The organism is Microbacterium sp. RURRCA19A (genome assembly GCF_900156455.1).
In the GTDB taxonomy this organism is placed as follows: Bacteria; Actinomycetota; Actinomycetes; order Actinomycetales; family Microbacteriaceae; genus Microbacterium.
The window spans coordinates 295,192-312,004 of sequence record NZ_FTNQ01000003.1 but is presented as its reverse complement, the minus strand read 5'-3'; the positions used below and the strand labels follow the sequence as shown (position 1 = coordinate 312,004).

At 68.5% G+C, this 16,813-nt stretch carries 16 protein-coding genes, 1 tRNA gene and 1 pseudogene; 10 read left to right on the top strand and 8 right to left on the bottom strand.

What is annotated here, in order from left to right:
• The first annotated feature begins 75 nt into the window (after positions 1–75).
• The 5 genes and pseudogenes from BW982_RS13870 to BW982_RS18685 form a co-directional block, all read left to right on the top strand.
• On the top strand, positions 76–2,061 hold the full coding sequence (locus BW982_RS13870) for a type IV secretory system conjugative DNA transfer family protein (protein WP_175611108.1): 1,986 nt from the start codon (positions 76–78) through the stop codon (positions 2,059–2,061).
• Positions 2,062–2,233: 172 nt separating this feature from the next.
• Complete coding sequence (locus tag BW982_RS13865; RefSeq protein WP_083696703.1) at positions 2,234–3,079, top strand: replication-relaxation family protein; 846 nt, start codon at positions 2,234–2,236, stop codon at positions 3,077–3,079.
• Entirely contained in the window at positions 3,076–3,525 is a 450-nt protein-coding gene (locus BW982_RS13860; protein ID WP_076494204.1) for a hypothetical protein, read from the top strand. The genes BW982_RS13865 and BW982_RS13860 overlap by 4 nt, the downstream gene beginning before the upstream one ends.
• Before the next feature lie 149 nt (positions 3,526–3,674).
• Positions 3,675–4,070, top strand: a complete 396-nt coding sequence (locus BW982_RS13855; RefSeq protein WP_076494202.1) for a recombinase family protein — start codon at positions 3,675–3,677, stop codon at positions 4,068–4,070.
• Positions 4,071–4,269: 199 nt separating this feature from the next.
• Positions 4,270–5,166: pseudogene (locus BW982_RS18685) on the top strand (recombinase family protein); the annotation flags it as partial.
• Here BW982_RS18685 and BW982_RS18535 read toward each other — a convergent pair.
• The 4 genes from BW982_RS18535 to BW982_RS13825 form a co-directional block, all read right to left on the bottom strand.
• A complete protein-coding gene (locus BW982_RS18535) occupies positions 5,101–5,556 on the bottom strand; it encodes a hypothetical protein (RefSeq protein WP_254845602.1) in 456 nt (151 codons plus the stop codon). The pseudogene BW982_RS18685 and the gene BW982_RS18535 sit on opposite strands and share 66 nt — an antisense overlap.
• 466 nt (positions 5,557–6,022) lie before the next feature.
• Positions 6,023–6,098: transfer RNA gene (locus BW982_RS13835), tRNA-Lys, on the bottom strand.
• A 134-nt stretch (positions 6,099–6,232) separates the two neighbouring features.
• Positions 6,233–7,240 carry a FecCD family ABC transporter permease gene (locus BW982_RS13830; protein WP_076494200.1) on the bottom strand — a complete coding sequence of 336 codons (1,008 nt, stop codon included), beginning with the start codon at positions 7,238–7,240 and terminating at the stop codon, positions 6,233–6,235.
• Entirely contained in the window at positions 7,237–8,286 is a 1,050-nt protein-coding gene (locus BW982_RS13825; protein ID WP_076494198.1) for a FecCD family ABC transporter permease, read from the bottom strand. The genes BW982_RS13830 and BW982_RS13825 overlap by 4 nt, the downstream gene beginning before the upstream one ends.
• A gap of 23 nt (positions 8,287–8,309) precedes the next feature.
• On the opposite strand from BW982_RS13825, the gene BW982_RS13820 reads away from it, so the two are divergent.
• On the top strand, positions 8,310–9,359 hold the full coding sequence (locus BW982_RS13820; protein WP_083696701.1) for an ABC transporter substrate-binding protein: 1,050 nt from the start codon (positions 8,310–8,312) through the stop codon (positions 9,357–9,359).
• A gap of 92 nt (positions 9,360–9,451) precedes the next feature.
• On the opposite strand, the gene BW982_RS13815 is transcribed toward BW982_RS13820, so the two are convergent.
• Positions 9,452–10,120, bottom strand: a complete 669-nt coding sequence (locus BW982_RS13815) for a fasciclin domain-containing protein (protein ID WP_076494197.1) — start codon at positions 10,118–10,120, stop codon at positions 9,452–9,454.
• 322 nt (positions 10,121–10,442) lie between these two features.
• Between BW982_RS13815 and sigK the strand changes: the two genes are divergently transcribed.
• The 4 genes from sigK (at position 10,443) to BW982_RS13795 (ending at position 13,722) form a co-directional block, all read left to right on the top strand.
• Complete coding sequence (gene sigK / locus BW982_RS13810; protein ID WP_076494195.1) at positions 10,443–11,045, top strand: ECF RNA polymerase sigma factor SigK; 603 nt, start codon at positions 10,443–10,445, stop codon at positions 11,043–11,045.
• Positions 11,042–11,845, top strand: coding sequence for an anti-sigma factor (locus tag BW982_RS13805; protein WP_076494193.1), 804 nt, complete (start codon positions 11,042–11,044; stop codon positions 11,843–11,845). The genes sigK and BW982_RS13805 overlap by 4 nt, the downstream gene beginning before the upstream one ends.
• A 52-nt stretch (positions 11,846–11,897) precedes the next feature.
• On the top strand, positions 11,898–12,536 hold the full coding sequence (locus BW982_RS13800; protein WP_076494191.1) for a DNA-directed RNA polymerase subunit beta: 639 nt from the start codon (positions 11,898–11,900) through the stop codon (positions 12,534–12,536).
• A gap of 301 nt (positions 12,537–12,837) precedes the next feature.
• The gene (locus tag BW982_RS13795) at positions 12,838–13,722 is read left to right on the top strand and encodes an aminodeoxychorismate lyase (RefSeq protein ID WP_076494190.1); all 885 of its coding nucleotides are present in this window, start codon (positions 12,838–12,840) and stop codon (positions 13,720–13,722) included.
• Between the two features lie 54 nt (positions 13,723–13,776).
• Here BW982_RS13795 and pstB read toward each other — a convergent pair whose 3' ends face one another.
• Genes pstB through pstC form a run of 3 tightly spaced genes read right to left on the bottom strand, consistent with a single transcriptional unit; the run spans position 13,777 to position 16,674 of the window.
• The gene (pstB, locus tag BW982_RS13790; RefSeq protein ID WP_076494188.1) at positions 13,777–14,556 is read right to left on the bottom strand and encodes a phosphate ABC transporter ATP-binding protein PstB; all 780 of its coding nucleotides are present in this window, start codon (positions 14,554–14,556) and stop codon (positions 13,777–13,779) included.
• Positions 14,557–14,572: 16 nt separating this feature from the next.
• Complete coding sequence (pstA, locus tag BW982_RS13785; protein WP_076494187.1) at positions 14,573–15,676, bottom strand: phosphate ABC transporter permease PstA; 1,104 nt, start codon at positions 15,674–15,676, stop codon at positions 14,573–14,575.
• Complete coding sequence (gene pstC, locus BW982_RS13780; protein ID WP_076494185.1) at positions 15,673–16,674, bottom strand: phosphate ABC transporter permease subunit PstC; 1,002 nt, start codon at positions 16,672–16,674, stop codon at positions 15,673–15,675. Before pstC ends, pstA begins: the two co-directional genes overlap by 4 nt.
• Between the last annotated feature and the right edge of the window lie 139 nt (positions 16,675–16,813).

Below are 16,813 nucleotides of genomic sequence, written 5' to 3'. Positions count from 1 at the left end.
GTCTGGGAGGCCCGCACCGAAGCCGGGAAGATCCGTCATCTCATTGGCGGTGACCCTACGGATCTCTCCGCCGCGATGTCGACCCTGCGTCGCCTCATTCCGGGCGTCACCACGGTGGCCCCTGTCGAGCCCCGCGCCGTTGTCGAGCGCGCCGGCCGCATCCGTATCACCGGGCGTCACTTGGCGCTGTCGGTCGATGCGCACGGGCAGAGCCTGCGAGCCGTGCTCGCCGCGCTCTCCGGAGCGACGGGGAAAGACGATGTCCTCGTTCTGCAAGTCGTGCTCGGTCGGGCGCTCGCTCCGGAGGTGCTGCACACGGCTGCACCAGACCCGAGCACCTCGCTGGCGGGGTTGCTGCTACGTGGCGCGTCGCCCGCGCCGACGGCGGTGCGCTCCCGAATGCAGGACAAGCTCGCCCAGTACCGATTCCGCGCCGTCATCCGTATCGGCGTCACCAGTCCCTCCCCGGTGCGCAGGCGTCTGCTCGTCCACAGCCTGCTCGCGGCCATCCGTACCCTGCAGTCCAGCGGCGTGAAAATTTCCCTCACCACGAAGAACCCTGCCAACCTCGACGCCGGCCTCGTGCCGCTGCGTCAGCCCCTCGCGCTCACATCCGAAGAGCTTCTGCCGCTGCTGGCCTGGCCGACCCAGGACGGCGACCTCCCGGGCCTGCCCAGCCGTCACCCCAAGCTCATCCCACCACCAACCGGCTTCACCGGAGCAAAGGAACGCGTCTTCGCCACGGCGACCGCACCCGGATCCACCGCAGCTATCGGGATCCGCATCGAGGACGCGATGCGCCACAGCGTCGTTCAGGGACCTACCGGCGCGGGCAAGAGCACGTTGCTGCTGCACCTCATCAAGGCCGACATCGACGCCGGTCGGTCGGTGGTGGTCATCGACCCGAAGCGCGACCTGGCGATGGACACGCTGTCGCTCATCCCGGAGCACCGCACGGGAGAGGTGGCGATCGTGGATCCGTTTATGGAGCGGCCCTCCGGCATCAATCCGTTCGCGGGCCTTACCGGACCCGAGGGGGATGAGCGTCGTCCGCTAGTAGCGGAGATCATGCTTGACCTGTTCCGCGGTCTGTTCCCGAACGCCTTCGGCCCGCTGACGTCCGACACGCTCCACGCGTCCTTCCTGACCCTGACCTACGCCCCGGACGCGTCCCTGGCCGCGCTGCCGAGACTCCTCACGGATGAGCGGTATCGCCGGTCTGTGCTCGCGCGGGTCAAAGACTCGTCGCTGCTGGATTTCTGGGCGCAGTACGACCAGAAGAGCCCGGGCCAGCAGGCGAACACTGTCGGCCCCGTCATGACCCGACTGCGCCAGTTCCTCCTACGCCCCGGCGTCCGCGCCGTCCTCGAGCAGACGAACCCTGCCTTTCGGTTGGAGGAACTGTTCGACAAGCGCCGCATCCTGGTCGTCAGCCTGAACAAGGGTCTCCTGGGTATCCAGACGGCGTCGCTGCTCGGATCGCTCGTGGTGGCGCAGCTGTGGCAGCTCATCCAAGCCCGCTCTGCTGTCCCGAAGGACGAGCGTGCACCGGTGGGCATCTACATCGACGAGGCCCAGAACTTCCTTCACCTCGGCGACCTCGCCGAAGCCCTCGAACAATCCCGCTCCCTCGGAGCCGCCTGGCACCTCGCTCACCAGCACCGTGGCCAGATGCCTCCGAAGCTTCTCGACGCGATTGACGCGAATGCGAGGAACAAAATTCTCTTCGGACAAGAGGATGCCGAGGCGAAAACCGCCGCCCGTCTTACTGGTCTCGACGCCGAGGACTTCTCCCGGCTCCCGCCCTACGAGATCTACACCAGCCTGCAGCACCACGGCACCCGCACCGGCTGGTTCTCCGCCCGCGTTCTCCCACCCCCGAAAGCGGTCTCGTCCGCCGATGCCGTCATCGCCGAAGCCGCCGCCCGCTACGGAGCCCAGCCCGCTCCATTGTCGCAGCCCGCCCAGAGGGTGACGGCGGAGGGTGACGCGCATGGTGATGGACAGGGTGACGAGGGTGATGACGAGCCAATCGGGCGCACGAAACGGAGCCCGAAATGAGCCCTCTAGAAGAGGCGAGGGGGTGTCGGATCGCCCATCGGATCACTTCCACGGATTCCGCCCGACTTGCCCGTCCTCACGCCGATCTCGGATCCGTACGGGAGCCGACTATCCCGCCCCTGGCGGGATCCCCTAAGTCTCAGGGGTGGCGACCGGAGAGCGAGGCAACCCGATGAACAGCGACCACACCGCCCCGCGCATCAGCCAGGCTCAGCTTGCACTACTCAAGGAAACGCTCTCCGACCGCGACCGCGACATCCTCGGGTTCCTGGCTCAGTTCCGTTACGCCACCACCAGCCAGGCCCGGCGCCGCTACTTCACCGGCCACACCAGCCAAGACGCCGCCACCCGCGCAACCCTCCGCGTCCTCGACCGCCTCCTCGAGCGGCGCCTCATCACCCGGCTCGAACGCCGCGTCGGTGGCCACCCCCACGGCTCCGCTGCCTACATCTGGCACCTCGACGTCGCCGGCGAACGCCTTACAAGGAAGACGAACGGACCCCGGCGCCGCTATGCCGACCCCGCCTGGCCCTTCCTTGAACACACCCTGCAGATCACCGACACCGCCATCACCCTCCACGAACTCGCGACCGAAAGCGACCTCGAGGTCGCCGAACTACAGGTCGAGCCGGACGCCTGGCGCAGCTTCCTCACCCCGCAGGGGCGGACCGCCATCCTGAAGCCCGACCTGTTCGCCACCGTCGCCGCCCAGGACTTCGACGATCACTGGTACCTCGAGATCGACCGCGGCACCGAGAGCCTGCCCGTGCTCGTCCAGAAATGCCACACCTACGCCGCCTACAAGGCCACCGGCCGCGCCCAAGTCGAGCACGGCGTGTTCCCGCGGGTGCTGTGGGTCGTGCCCACCCAGCGGCGCGTCGCCCGGCTCACGGCAGCCATCGCGGAGGACTCGACGCTCCCGAACCGGCTGTTCACGCTCATCACCCCGGGCGAGTTCGTGACCACCGTCACCCCGCTTCAGGGTGACATAACCGAGCCAGGTGAGGAGGCGTCATGAGTCCTGAGACGCCGCCACCCGCAGATCACGGACCCGAGGAACACTCCTGGAAGGACGACCGGTTCGGCCCCGAAGCAGCCGCTGCCATCGATGCCGCCCTCGCCACCCTTGTCGACCCGGACCATGCCCTCCGCGTTCTCGACCTCACCAAGCGAGGAGGCGCTGGGTTCGCTGCGTTCCTGCTGCTCTCCGACACCGACGCGGCGGCCTACGACCTGGACGAGAAGTTCTCGGCCGCGTACGTCGACGCGTGGGAAGACTTCAGTCACTTCCGCCGCGACGTCCTCGAAGGCCTCGGCTGGCTCGACGCGGTCAACGACGTCATGAAGGCCCAGGGCATCCCCGAAGACCACCTCACTTGGAACCATGCCGCCATCGACATCCAGATCTTCGACACCTACGACCTGGTCCGCCTCGACGGATGGTGGCACGTCTTCAACAAGTAGCCAGAACTCAGACTTCGCCCCGTCCGGGACATCGGCGGGGCGGCACCGGCTCCACCGCTCGCGGGTGGGGAACCTACAACCAAACAGACCGGGGACGTTCCTAGACGGCAGGGAACGGCTTCGGTGCTTCAGCCGAAAGGAGGCGCACCATGCACATCACGTCAATCTACAAAGAGCACTACCTCGGAGAGACCTACCGGACAGGGGTCGCCTACCTGAGGGCACGCCGCGAAGGAGACGGCCGGGCACCCCGCCGCGTCGGCACGTACTCGCTCGCCCGGCAACGAGAGTTCATCGCCAAAGCCGCCAGAGCTAAAGGGGTGATCATCATTGCCGAGTACATCGAGTACGGCGACCGCGAGGGGTACCGGCCCGCCTTCACCAGCGCCGTGACCTTCATGTCGGAAACCGGAGTCCCAGACCTCTTCGTCGCCCGCGAAGAGTACCTGGCCCGGCGGCCAAGCGACTTCCGACTGTTCATGAGACTGCTCATCGACAGTCAGATCACGCTCAACCCCGCTACCGACCGGAAGAGGCAACACTAACCGTCACCGTGTGGGGCCAGGCACGCAGCCAGCCGCCTGGCCTCACACCCACCACGCCATCGCCAGGAGTCTCGTCATGACGCGTTTTCCCCAGGTCAGCGATGACAATTCCACAACGCAAAACATCTCGACTTAAGAGGTGAAGTGAGCGTAAATCAAGAAGTTAAGTCCGCCTCATGCGCGGAGAAGGGAGGAGCATATGAACCTCGAAAACGAATCATCCGAGGAGCCGCGTGGCAGCGCGCTCGTGTACGCAAACGCCCCGCAGCTAAAGCGTGGGCGTCACGCTCGCGCAGCGGGCCACCAGGGCTTCCCCGACGGAGCCAAACCTCTTCGCGCGGTCCTGTACCTGCGCGTCAGTAGCAAACGCCAGGTATCTACCGATTTCGATCCCGAAGGGATCTCACTGCCGGCCCAGCGGCTCGCGTGCGAGCAGAAGGCCCAGCAGCAGGGCTTCGAGATTGTCGACGAGTACGTTGAGCCGGGGCGCACGGGCACCGAGATGTCGAAGCGCGTTGCATTCCAGCAGATGCTTGCTCGTATTCGTGAGCAGCGCGATGTGGACGTCGTGCTCGTATACAAGCTGTCGCGGTTGCACCGAAACCGGTACGACGAGGTGAACACCATGATGACGCTGCAACAGCACAACGTGATCCTGGTCTCGGCGACCGAGCAGATCGATGCCACGCCCGTGGGCCAGCTGATGCAAGGCATCCTGTCCTCGTTCAACCAGTACCGGTCAGCGGAGGATGGCGCTGACATCAGCTACAAGCTCGGAGAGAAGGCAAAGAAGGGTGGCACGGTCTTCCGCGCGCCGCTTGGCTACGAGAACGTCGGTGTGCGCGTTGAGGATCGTGAGGTGCGCACGGTCCAGTTTGACAAGGAGCGAGCCCCGCTCGTGGCTATCGCCTTCGAGCTCTACGCATCGGGGAAGTACAGCATCCCCGCACTCGTAGATGAGCTCACGGCGCGTGGGCTGACAACTCGAGCTACGAGCGCGCGCCCAGCAGGTCCGATCTCTGAGAATCAGTTACAGCGCCTGCTCCAGGACCCGTACTACCTCGGTCTGGCGCGCCTGAAGGATCAGGTCTACGAGGGGCGGCACGACGCTCTGGTCAACGGCGAAGTGTTCGCGCGGGTGCAAGAGGTGATCGCGTCGCAGAGCACGGGGGAGCGCAGGCGCACGCACGATCATTACCTGAAAGGCAGCTTGTTCTGTGGGCGATGCTTTGACACGGACGGAACGATCGGCTGGATGATCATGGCCAATGTGCGCGGGCGAGGCGGCGACTACCAGTACTTCTTCTGCAGGCGGCGTCAGGAACACCTGTGCGATGCCCCTTACATTCAGCTTCCCCGGCTGGAAGATGCGGTCGTTCGTTTCTGGCAGCGACAGCAGGTGACGGAAGCCTTCTCGCGGGCGCTTCGAGAGGGCATCCAACGGACAGTGGAAGAGGATCAGCGGGCTACGCGCTCGCTGCACCAACAGGTCAATGCGAACTTGACGAAGTTGGATACGCAGGAGCAGAACCTGCTCGACTTGGCCGCTGATGGCCTGATCCCTCGCGCGACGATCCAGAAGCGGGTCTCGGCGATCACGAAGCAGCGCGCCATCATGACAGCGCAGCTCGACAATGTCGAACGCAAGCTCGCAGATGTTCTGGACTACGTTGACGCTGCCGTGTCGTTCCTGGAGCGCCCCGGCGAGGTCTACGCGAGTGCCACGGATGAGATCCGCCGGCTAATGAACCAGGCTCTGTTTCGGCGACTCTACGTTCAAGCCGACGAAGTGACGGGAGCCGAACTCAACGCACCGTTCGACGCCCTCATGGCAGCAGATGACGCATTCCAAAAGCAACGCACCCCCGCCGATGGCGAGGGTGCTTCGATGTCTCAGGAGTCACGCGAAATCCTAAACATCGCTTTGGACGATATTTCGAGTAAGCGCAACATGGTGGGCCCCGTGGGGCTCGAACCCACGACCCGCGGATTAAAAGTCCGATGCTCTACCGACTGAGCTAGAGGCCCGTGGCATCCACCCTACCGGGGGTCGCGGGGTGCCCGCGTCCGCGCGTGGCCCCGGGTCCACGTCCATCGCCCCGGGGCCACGAACGACCGCTGCCGACGGCCGCGGCACCCGCCGCCTCATCGCGCACCAGCCGTCACCGCCGCCCGCGCGCCACGACCCAGAACAGATACGCCCCGCCCACCACGCCCGTGAGCAGCCCCACCGGGATCTGCAGCGGCGCCAAGGCACGCTGCGCGATCACGTCGGCGACGAGCAGCACGGTCGCGCCGGTCACCGCGGAGGCGACGAGGGGGATGCCACTGGCCCCGGTCACCCGTCGCGCGAGCTGCGGCGCGGCGAGGGCGACGAACCCGATGGGCCCGGCGACGGCGGTCGCGGTGCCGGTGAGGAGGGCGGCGACCACGATGAGGAACAGGCGCACGCGCCCCAGGCGCACGCCCAGCGCCCGCGCGGTGTCATCGCCGAGCTCGATGGCGCGGAAGTCGCCGTGCACCGCGACGATGCCGATCCCGAGAACACCGACCGACGCGGCGAGCGTGAGGACGTCCGCGCCCGACGTGGCGGCGAGGCTCCCGTACAGCCACTGGCTCGCGTTGCGGGCGATCTCCAGCGGCGCGCGGGTGAGCAGGTAGTCGTTCACCGCGGCCAAGAGGATCGCGAGGGCGATGCCCGCGAGGATCGTGCGCTCCTTCGACACTCCCGCCTTCCGCGCGATGAGCATCACGACCGCGACCGTCGACAGTCCACCGATCCACGCGCCGGGCGCGGGCGACGCGGTAGGAGCGATGAGCGTCAGGCCGATGAGCGCGCCCGTGGCCGACCCGGCGCTGAAGCCCACGATGTCGGGACTCGCGAGAGGGTTCCGCGCGAGCGTCTGGAACACCGCGCCCGCCAGTCCCAGCGCCGCGCCGATCAGCAGAGCCGCCGCGATCCGTGGCATCCGCATGCCCACGACGACCAGCGTCGTGCGGGCGTCGCCGTCCCCCTGCAGAGCGGATGCCACTTCCGTCGGTGACGCCTGGAACGAGCCGGTCAGCACACCGACGACCGCCGCGACGAGAGCGACCGCGACCGTGATCGCCACGGCGACGCCGTGGCGCGTGCGGCGGCGGGACCGCACACGGTGCACGGCGGAGCTCATGACGTGGTCCTCCGCAGCACGAGCCACAGCAGGAGGGGTGCGCCGAGGAACGCGGCGACGATGCCCGCCTCGACCTCGGCGGGCACCGCGATGACACGTCCGACGACGTCGCTCGCGAGCGTGAGCGTCGCGCCCGTGAGCGCGGCGAGGGGGAGTTGGGCCCGGAGCCCCGGCGGACCCGCGCGGCGGACGACGTGCGCCACCAGCAGACCGATGAAGGCCAGGGGGCCTGCGGCGGAGGTCGCCACGGCGCACAGCAGCGTGATCGCGACCCCGGATGCCACCAGCACCAGCGCGGGGGAGACCCCCAGCGCCCGCGCGAGGTCGCTCCCGAGGCGCAGCTGGTCGAGGCCGCGCGCCACGACCACCGCCAGCACCAGGCCGACGACGGCGAAGGGGAGGAGCTGGCCGGCGACGTCGGTGTCCCGGCGCTCGAACGACCCCACCGCCCAGAACCGGAACGACTCGAACGTGTCGTCGTCGGCGAGCGTGATGATGCGCACCACAGCGCCGAGGCACGCGCTCAGCGCGACTCCCGCCAGCACCAGTCCCACTGTGCCGCCGCGACCGGCGGGACGGGCCGCGAGGTACACCGCCGCAGCCGCTCCCGCCGCCCCGGCGAAGGCGAACCACACGTATCCGCTGGCGGTGCCGACGCCGAAGAACGCGATCGCGACGACGACGCCCACGGCGGCGCCCGCGTTCACCCCCAGGAGCCCCGGATCGGCGAGCGGATTCCGGGTCGCCGCCTGCATGAGCACCCCCGCGACGCCGAGCGCCGAGCCCACGAGGAGTGCGGTGAGGGTGCGGGGGAGTCGGAGGTCGTGGACGATGACGCCCGTGGCATCCCGTCGATCCGAGAAGAGCGCGGCGACGACATCGGGGAACGCCAACGGGCGCGAACCCACCGCGAGACTCATGACCACGACGACCGCGAGGAGCGCCACGATCGCGAGGGTCGCGACCACCGCGCGCACGTGTCGGCGCTGCCGCCGGGCCGTGACGAGGGTGACCGTCGGCGATGCGCCCGGGTTCATCACCGTCATATAGCTAAGGCTAACCTAACTACATGTCGCATCATCGTTCCCCGTCCCCTCCTCTCCGATCCCGGCGACGCCTCGCCGTGGCCGCCGCGAGTATCGGCGTGCTCCTCGCCCTCGCCGGGTGCGCCTCGACGGCGCCCGCACCGGCCCTTCCCGACGCGGAAGCCGGTTCCACCGGCGAGTGGGTCGTGGCGCGCGAGCTCGAACCCGGCATGGGGTCGAGCGAAGCGGACGGCGTCTTCCCGCGCGAGGTGGCGCACTTCGCCGGCACCACCCGGATCCCCGCCGCCCCCGAGCGGATCGCGGTCGTCTCCACGGGTCAGTTGGATGCCGTCCTCACTCTCGGTGCGGTACCGGTCGCGGCCACGCGTGCGGAGAACAGTGGGCTCGTGCCGCAGTACCTGCGCGACGCGTTCCCCGCCGACGCGGCGCAGCTCGACGGCATGGCCGACATCGGGGAACGGACCGAGCCCGATCTCGAGGCGATCGCGCAGGCGGCGCCCGATCTGATCCTCGTCAACTCGACGCGGGGTACCGAGATCTACGACGCTCTGTCCGCCATCGCGCCGACGGTCGTCACCAAGGGCAATGGCGTGAACTGGAAGAGCGACTTCCTCCTCATCGCGGACGCTCTCGGGCGGAGATCCGCCGCGCAGGCGAACCTCGACGCGCTCCAGGCCGACAGTGCCGCGTTCGCGCAGACGCTTCCGAGCCCGGCGCCGGCCGTGTCGTTCCTGCAGTCCACCGGCGACCGCACGCGCATCATGGGCGTGCCGTCGTTCGCGGGCGGCCTCGCGCAGGATCTCGGGCTCGCACGACCCGAGTCGCAGCGCTTCGACGAGACGTCGCAGGACGTGAGCGCCGAGCAGATCGACCTCGCCGACGCCGACCACGTCTTCTACGCCGGAACCGGTCAGGGCGTGGCGTACATCGAGTCCGCCCCGCTGTGGGCGACGCTCGACGCCGTCGCCGCCGGGCGGACCACCGTGGTCGACTTCGACCCGTGGTTCATGAACGCCGGGCCCACGGCGGCCCGCCTCGTCCAAGACGAGATCGTGCGGGTCGTGGGCGGCTGAACGCACGAAGAGCGAGCGCCGGACCCCCTCGCCTGGGGTCCGGCGCTCGCCGTCAGGTCCGATCAATCAGTGATCGGTCCGGACATGTGAGATCACATGGCCGGGGGCATCAGCACCGAGTCGATGAGGTACACGGTCGCGTTGGCGGTCTGCACGCCACCGCAGATGACGTTGGCGTCGTTGACCTTGATCGAGTCGCCCGAGCCCGAGACGGTGACGTCCTGGCCCTCGACCGTGGTGTGCGTGCCATCGATCGCGTCCGGGGCGATCTGGCCGGGGACCACGTGGTACGTGAGGATCTTGGTCAGGAGGTCGGAGTCGGTCTTCAGGGTGTCGATGGTGGCGGCGTCGATCTTGGCGAACGCGTCGTCGACCGGAGCGAAGACCGTGAACTCGCCACCGTTGAGGGTGTCGACGAGGTTCACGTTGGGGTTGAGCTGGCCGCTGACCGACGCGGTGAGCGTCTTCAGCAGCGGGTTGTTCGACGCGGCGACGGCCACGGGGTCGGCGGCCATGCCCTCGACCGAACCGGCGCCCGACGGGACGGCGGCGGCGTAGTCGGCGCAGCCGGGGCCCACCAGGTTGGCGGCCGGGTCCATCATGCTCGACGACGCCGAGGGCGACGCGGCCATGGAGGGAGCGGTGGACTCCTCGGTGGTTCCGCCGGCGGTGGTGGAGCCACCCGAACATGCGGTGAGAGCGAAGGCCGAACCCAGCACGAGGGCGAGACCGGCGACGACAGGCTTCTTGTTCTTCAGCATGACATTCCTCCGAAATCGTTCGGACCGCGGCTGCGACCCGTTCAAGACACCCCGGTGCGGGGGGCGGTTCGCCGTATTGCGGCGTACACAGGGTCTTCGGGACCCCCTCGCAATCGGATTGCGGATTGTTGCGGAACGCACCCGATTCGGCATCCAAGAATCACGAAAAAGCCAGATCGGGGCCGCATAAATATTCTTCAGAATGTTTTTCGGGATGCCGGGGGTGTGCGGCGGTACCCGTCTCGGATGCGTCCGAGTCACGGTTGCGTACCTCATGCGCGCCACGCGCGCGCGAGTAAGGGAAGTCCCGTGCGCGTGCGGCATGCTGGATGTCATGGTGATCGACGGTTTCTCTCTCCCGGATGACGGGGCGGACCGCGTCGACCACGTCGGAGAATTGCTGCAGAAGGTCGCCATCGGCGACCGCACCGCTTTCGCGGAGCTGTACGACACCCTGTCGGCTCGCGCGTTCGGACTCATCCTGCGAGTGCTCGTCGACCGGTCGCAGAGCGAGGAAGTGCTCCAGGAGGTGTTTCTGGAGATCTGGCAATCCGCCGCGCGCTTCACTCCGAACAAAGGTCAAGGAAGATCGTGGGTGCTCACGATCGCGCACCGACGAGCGGTGGACCGCGTGCGGTCGTCGCAGTCGAGCGTTGATCGCGACGTACGCGTGGGCTTCCGGGATATGGACGTCGCTTTCGATGACGTCTCCGAGAAGGTAGAACTGAAAATCGAAGGGCGGCGCGTCGTCGATGCACTCGCGACGCTTCCCGACGCCCAGAAGGAAGCACTCACGCTCGCCTATTTCGGCGGGTACAGCCAGAGTGAGATCGCGACCCTCGTCGGGGCACCGCTCGGAACGGTCAAGACCAGGATGCGTGACGGCCTGTCGCGCTTGAGAATCGAGATGGGGGTGGACAAGTGAACGAGAGGGATTTCGCCGACCTCGCTGCCGGTCACGCGCTGAACGCGCTTTCCGATGCGGACGAACGCGCGTACCAGGAGGCTTTGGCGGGCAACCCGCACTGGTCTTCCCACGTTCGGGATGCCGCCGACGCCGTCGCCGCGATCAGCGCGACCGTCGAACCGGTCGAGCCCCCGGCATCCATTCGCGCCTCGCTCCTGGCGCGTATCTCCGACCTTCCGCAGGAGTCCGCTGCCCCGGTCGACGACCGCGACCTGCTCGAGGACTTCGCCGCCGCGGGCCCCGCGCCGATCGAGCCCGAGCAGGAGGCCGTGACCGTCGGTCCGTCCGCGTCGAGCGGCTGGGGACTGCGCCGCTGGTTCACGCTGGCCGCGTCGCTGGTCGCCGTCCTCGTCCTGGGCTTCGGCGCGGTCACGATCGGGCAGCAGCTCACACGTCCCGCGTCGCTCGTCGCGCTCGAGCAGGTCACCACGGCGCCCGACGCGCAGTCGGCGACGGCGACCATGCCCGACGGTGCCGTCGTGACGGCGCACTGGTCGGCCTCCACGGGGCAGAGCGTCCTCGTGACCGACAAGATGTCGACGCTGCCCAGCGACAAGACGTACGAGCTGTGGTTCGTCCGCGACGACACCCCCATCGCCGCGGGGATCTTCTCGACGGATGCCGAGGGCAAGGCGACCGCGGTGCTGCAGGGCGAGTTCCACTCCGGCGACGTCATCGCCGTCACCGTGGAGCCCGCCGGCGGATCGCCCGACGGCACGCCGAGTTCGGCTCCCGTCGTCGCGGTGGCCACCGCCTGAACGGTCCCTCCACCCGGCCCGGGCGTCGTCGCGCACGCTCTAGCCTGGAACGATGAGCGATTCTCCTCGCGAGTTCCACAAGCCCGTCCGGCGTCCCGCCGAGCTCTTCGACCGCCTCTTCTCGGCGGAAGACCCGGCTGAGGTCTCACGCGTCGCGCACAGCACCGCGCACGCGCTCCTGTCGCGCGTGCGCGCCGATCCGAGCGTCGACGTCGTCGAGCGGCTCGTCGCCTTCACCGACGACCACGGCATCGACGACATCGCCGAACTGTGGTCGCGTTCGCCCGCCCGGTCGCTGCCCGGGGCGCTGTGGCGGCTCTACCTGCTCCAGCTCATGATCCACGACGACGCCGCCACCGCCGCCCTGCTCTTCGAGCGTGGTCGGGTGGAGATGGCGACGGTCGACCCGGTCGTGGTGGGCGCGCCCGCGCCGGCGGGTCCTGAAGAACTCGTGCAGCTCATCGACACGATCCTGCGCGGGCTGTTCGAGGGCGACTTCGCCGTCGCGCTGGATCGTGCCGCGGCGTTCTGCCGCGTGCAGGCATCGGGTTCGACGCATCTCGCCGACGACTACGAGAACACCGAGTCCGAGCGCGCCACGGCGCTGACCACGCGGGCGCTGCGCCTGTCGACGTACGCCGACGACCTCGCCGCGGCCGCGGCCCTGTGGCGTCGCGACGCGCTGACCTGAACCGGGCGCGGGGCAGCGACCCACGCGAGGCATCGACTGTCCAGGACACGCCGTTGCGTCGGGTGCCCGTGCGGCGTGTCGTGGACACTCGACGGCGCTCGGCTGCACGCACGCGGGAAAAGAAAGTGCCGGGCCGCAGAACGCCTCTCGGCGCAAGGCCGCTCATAGCGGCAGAAGATGGAGCCCGGGGTTACTGCGGCCCGGCTATGAAAGTGTAACAAGCACCCCACGGAGACATTCCCTCGACGGCGGGGGTTGACGAACCCCGGGCGTGTCGGCGCAGCGGGCATAGGGTCGATCCATGGCTTGGCGTTCCGTCCTTCTGATCGACCCCGTGGCATCCGATTCCCCCCGGGAGGACTACGCCGACACCTTCCACTCGGTCGCGCCCGACGCACCCGCGCTGCGCGTGGGCGACCTCAGCGCGCAGCGCGGCGACGGCGTCTTCGAGTCGCTCGGCGTGGTCGACGGGCACCCCCAGGAGGTCGAGCCGCACCTCGCCCGCCTGCGCCACTCGGCGGCGCTGTGCGAGCTGCCGGAACCGCACCTCGACCAGTGGCGCGCCGCGATCGCGCGGGTCGCCGCCGACGCCCCCGCGGGGGAGAGTGTGATCAAGCTGATCCTCAGCCGCGGCGTCGAGCACGGCCCCGGGCCCACCGCGTGGGTCACCCTGGCCGACGCGCCCGACAGCGCCCGCGCGCGCACCGAGGGCGTCCGCATCGCGACGCTCGACCGCGGATACGCCCTCGACGCACCCGCGCGGGCGCCGTGGCTGCTGCTCGGGGCCAAGACGCTGTCGTACGCGGTGAACATGGCCGCGATCCGCGAGGCGAAGCGGCGCGGCGCGGACGACGCCGTCTTCGTCACGAGCGACGGGTTCGTGCTGGAGGCCCCCACGGCATCCGTCGTCCTCCGTTTCGGCGACCGCTTCATCACCCCGGAGCCGCACGCCGGGATCCTGCACGGGACGACGCAGCGGAGCCTGTTCGCCCACCTCGCGCAGCGAGGCTTCGAGACCGCGTACGAGACGGTGCCGGTGGCCGACCTGCAGCGCGCGGATGCAGCCTGGGTGCTCTCGAGCGTCCGGCTGGCCGCCCCGATCTCGGCCGTCGACGGGGAGGGGAAGGTCGTCGACCGCGCGATCACGGCCGAGCTCAACGCCTACCTGCTCTCGCCGCGCGACTGAGCCCGCAGACGACGATGGCCCCGCGCGGTGCGGGGCCATCGTGCGGTGCGGTGCTTATCCGAAGCGTCCGGAGACGTAGTCCTCCGTCGCCTGCACGGTGGGCGCGGTGAAGATCGTCGCGGTGTCGTTGTACTCGATGAGCTTGCCGGGCTTGCCGGTGCCGGCGATGTTGAAGAACGCGGTCTTGTCGCTCACGCGCGAGGCCTGCTGCATGTTGTGCGTGACGATCACGATCGTGTAGTCGTTCTTCAGCTCCGAGATGAGCTCCTCGATCGCGAACGTCGAGATCGGGTCGAGGGCCGAGCACGGCTCGTCCATCAGCAGCACGTCGGGCGAGACCGCGATGGCGCGGGCGATGCACAGACGCTGCTGCTGACCGCCGGAGAGGCCGCCGCCGGGCTTGTCGAGGCGGTCCTTCACCTCGTTCCACAGGTTCGCGCCCTGCAGGGACTTCTCGACGAGCGCGTCGGCGTCGCCCTTGGAGAGGCGCTTGTTGTTGAGGCGAGCGCCCGCCAGGACGTTCTCGCGGATCGACATCGTCGGGAACGGGTTCGGACGCTGGAACACCATGCCGACGTGACGACGCACGAGCACCGGGTCGACGCCGGGGCCGTACAGGTCGTCGCCGTCGACGAGGACACGTCCCTTGACGTGTCCGCCGGGGATGACCTCGTGCATGCGGTTCAGCGTGCGGAGGAACGTGGACTTTCCGCAGCCCGACGGGCCGATGAAGGCCGTCACGGTACGAGGCTGGATGTCGATGGAGACGCCTTCGACCGCGAGGAAGTCGCTGTAGTAGACGTTGAGGTCTTCGACCTCGATGCGCTTGGACACGGGGGCCTTCCTGGGATCAGCGTGCCTTCGGTGCGAACACCGAAGCCACGATGCGGGCGATCAGGTTGAAGATGACGACGAGCACGACCAGCAGGAATGCCGCGCCCCAGGCTTGGGCCTGAGAGGCGTCGATGTCCTGCCCCGGGAAGCTGTACGCGGTGTACGCCATCACGGGGAGGGTCTGCATCGGACCGTCGAACGGGTTGGAGTTGAAGTTGTCGGTGAAGCTGGCCGCGATGAAGATCGGCGCGGTCTCGCCGACCACGCGGGCCACGGCGAGCACGACACCGGTGATGATGCCGCTCGCCGCGGTCCGCAGGACGACCTTGATGATCGTCGCCGAACGCGGCACGCCGAGGGCGAGCGACGCCTCGCGCAGGTCGGCGGGCACCAGGCGCAGCATCTCTTCCGTGGAGCGGATGACGATGGGGATCATCAGCACGCACAGGGCGATGGATGCCGAGAACCCGCTGAACGCCTTCGGGCCGACGATCAGCGCGAAGAACGAGAACGCGAACAGACCGGCCACGATCGAGGGGATACCGGTCATGACGTCGACGAGGAACGTGATCGTGCGGCGCAGAGGGTTGGTCGGCAGCGCGTACTCGACGAGGTAGACGGCGGCGAGCACACCGATGGGAACCGAGATGAGCGCCGCGATGCCCGTGATGATGAGCGTCCCGACGATCGCCTGGAGCGCGCCGGGTGTGGCGACGACCGCGAGGGTGTCGGGGTCGAAGGCGCTGCCGCCCGTCTGGGTGATGAAGTTCCAGTTGACGACCGCGAGGCCCTTCGAGACCACGGTCCACAGCGTCGAGATGAGGGGAGCGACCGCGAGAAGGAACGCGGCGGTGACGAGGCCGCGGACGACGCGATCCACGGCCTTGCGGCGGCTCTCGACGATCGCGGAGCCCACGGCGATCGCGATCAGGTAGAGCAGGGCGGTGAGGATCAGCCAGCTCGGCAGGTGGAAGCCGCCGACGAGGAACTGGACGCCGGCGACCAGCACCGCGACACCGACGAGCATCGCCGGTTCGATGTAGCGGGGGAGCTGACCGCTGGTGAGCGCGAGCGGAGTCGAGGCGGACGCCGCCGCCGACGGGGCCTTGGTGGTGGTCACGAGCGCTTCCCCTTCCTGCGACCCTTCGCCCCCGGGCCGGTCGCGCTGATGATGTAGCGGGCCAGGATGTTCACCGCGAGCGACACGACGAACAGCATCAGACCGGTGCCGATGAGCGCCGAGCGCTGCAGGTCGGTCGCGATCGGGAAGTTCAGCGCGATGTTGGCGGCGATCGTCTGCGAGTTGTAGCCGTCGGTGAGGATCAGCACCGAATAGATGAGGCTGGGCGAGATGATGAGCGCGATGGCCATCGTCTCGCCGAGCGCGCGCCCGAGACCGAGGAGCGTGGCCGACACCATGCCGCTGCGGGCGTAGGGGAACACCGCCAGACGGATCATCTCCCAGCGCGTGGCTCCGAGGGCCAGGGCGGCTTCCTCGTGGAGGCGCGGGGTCTGGAGGAAGATCTCGCGCGTGATCGAGGTGACGATCGGGAGGATCATCACCGCGAGCACCACGGAGCCGGTGAGCAGCGTCGACCCGGTGCTCGACGGGGAGCCGGCGAACAGCGGGATCCACCCGAAGTAGGTGTTCAGGAACTCACCCAGCGGGATGAGGAGCGGGCGCATCACGATGATGCCCCACAGGCCGAACACGATCGACGGGACGGCCGCGAGCAGGTCGACGATGTAGCCGAGCGCTCCGGCGATCCGACGCGGGGCGTAGTGCGAGATGAACAGCGCGATGCCGATCGCCACGGGGGTGCCGAGCACCATCGCGATGAGCGCCGCCCAGATGCTTCCCCACAGGAGCGGACCGACGTACTCCCAGAAGTTCGTCCACGAGCCGTTCTGGTAGCCGGCGAGGTCGCCCTGCGTCCAGTCGCCGGTGATCGCGGGGAGGCCCTTGATGATCAGGAAGATCGCGACACCCGCCAGGATGATCATGATCGAGATCGAGGCCGTCATCGACAGGCCGAGGAAGACGGTGTCTCCCGCGCGGCGCTTGCCGACGATCGTGGAACGGTCCCCGGCCGGGGGAGCAGAGACGGTGTCAGCCACGGCTGACCTCGTTCTCGGCAATGGTCATGGTGTGCTCCTCGGGTCGGGATTCTCTCTGAGGATGGTCGGGCTCAGCGGAAGCGTCGATGCGGACATCGACGCTTCCGATCAGCCCGAACCGGCCCGCACCGAGGTGCGG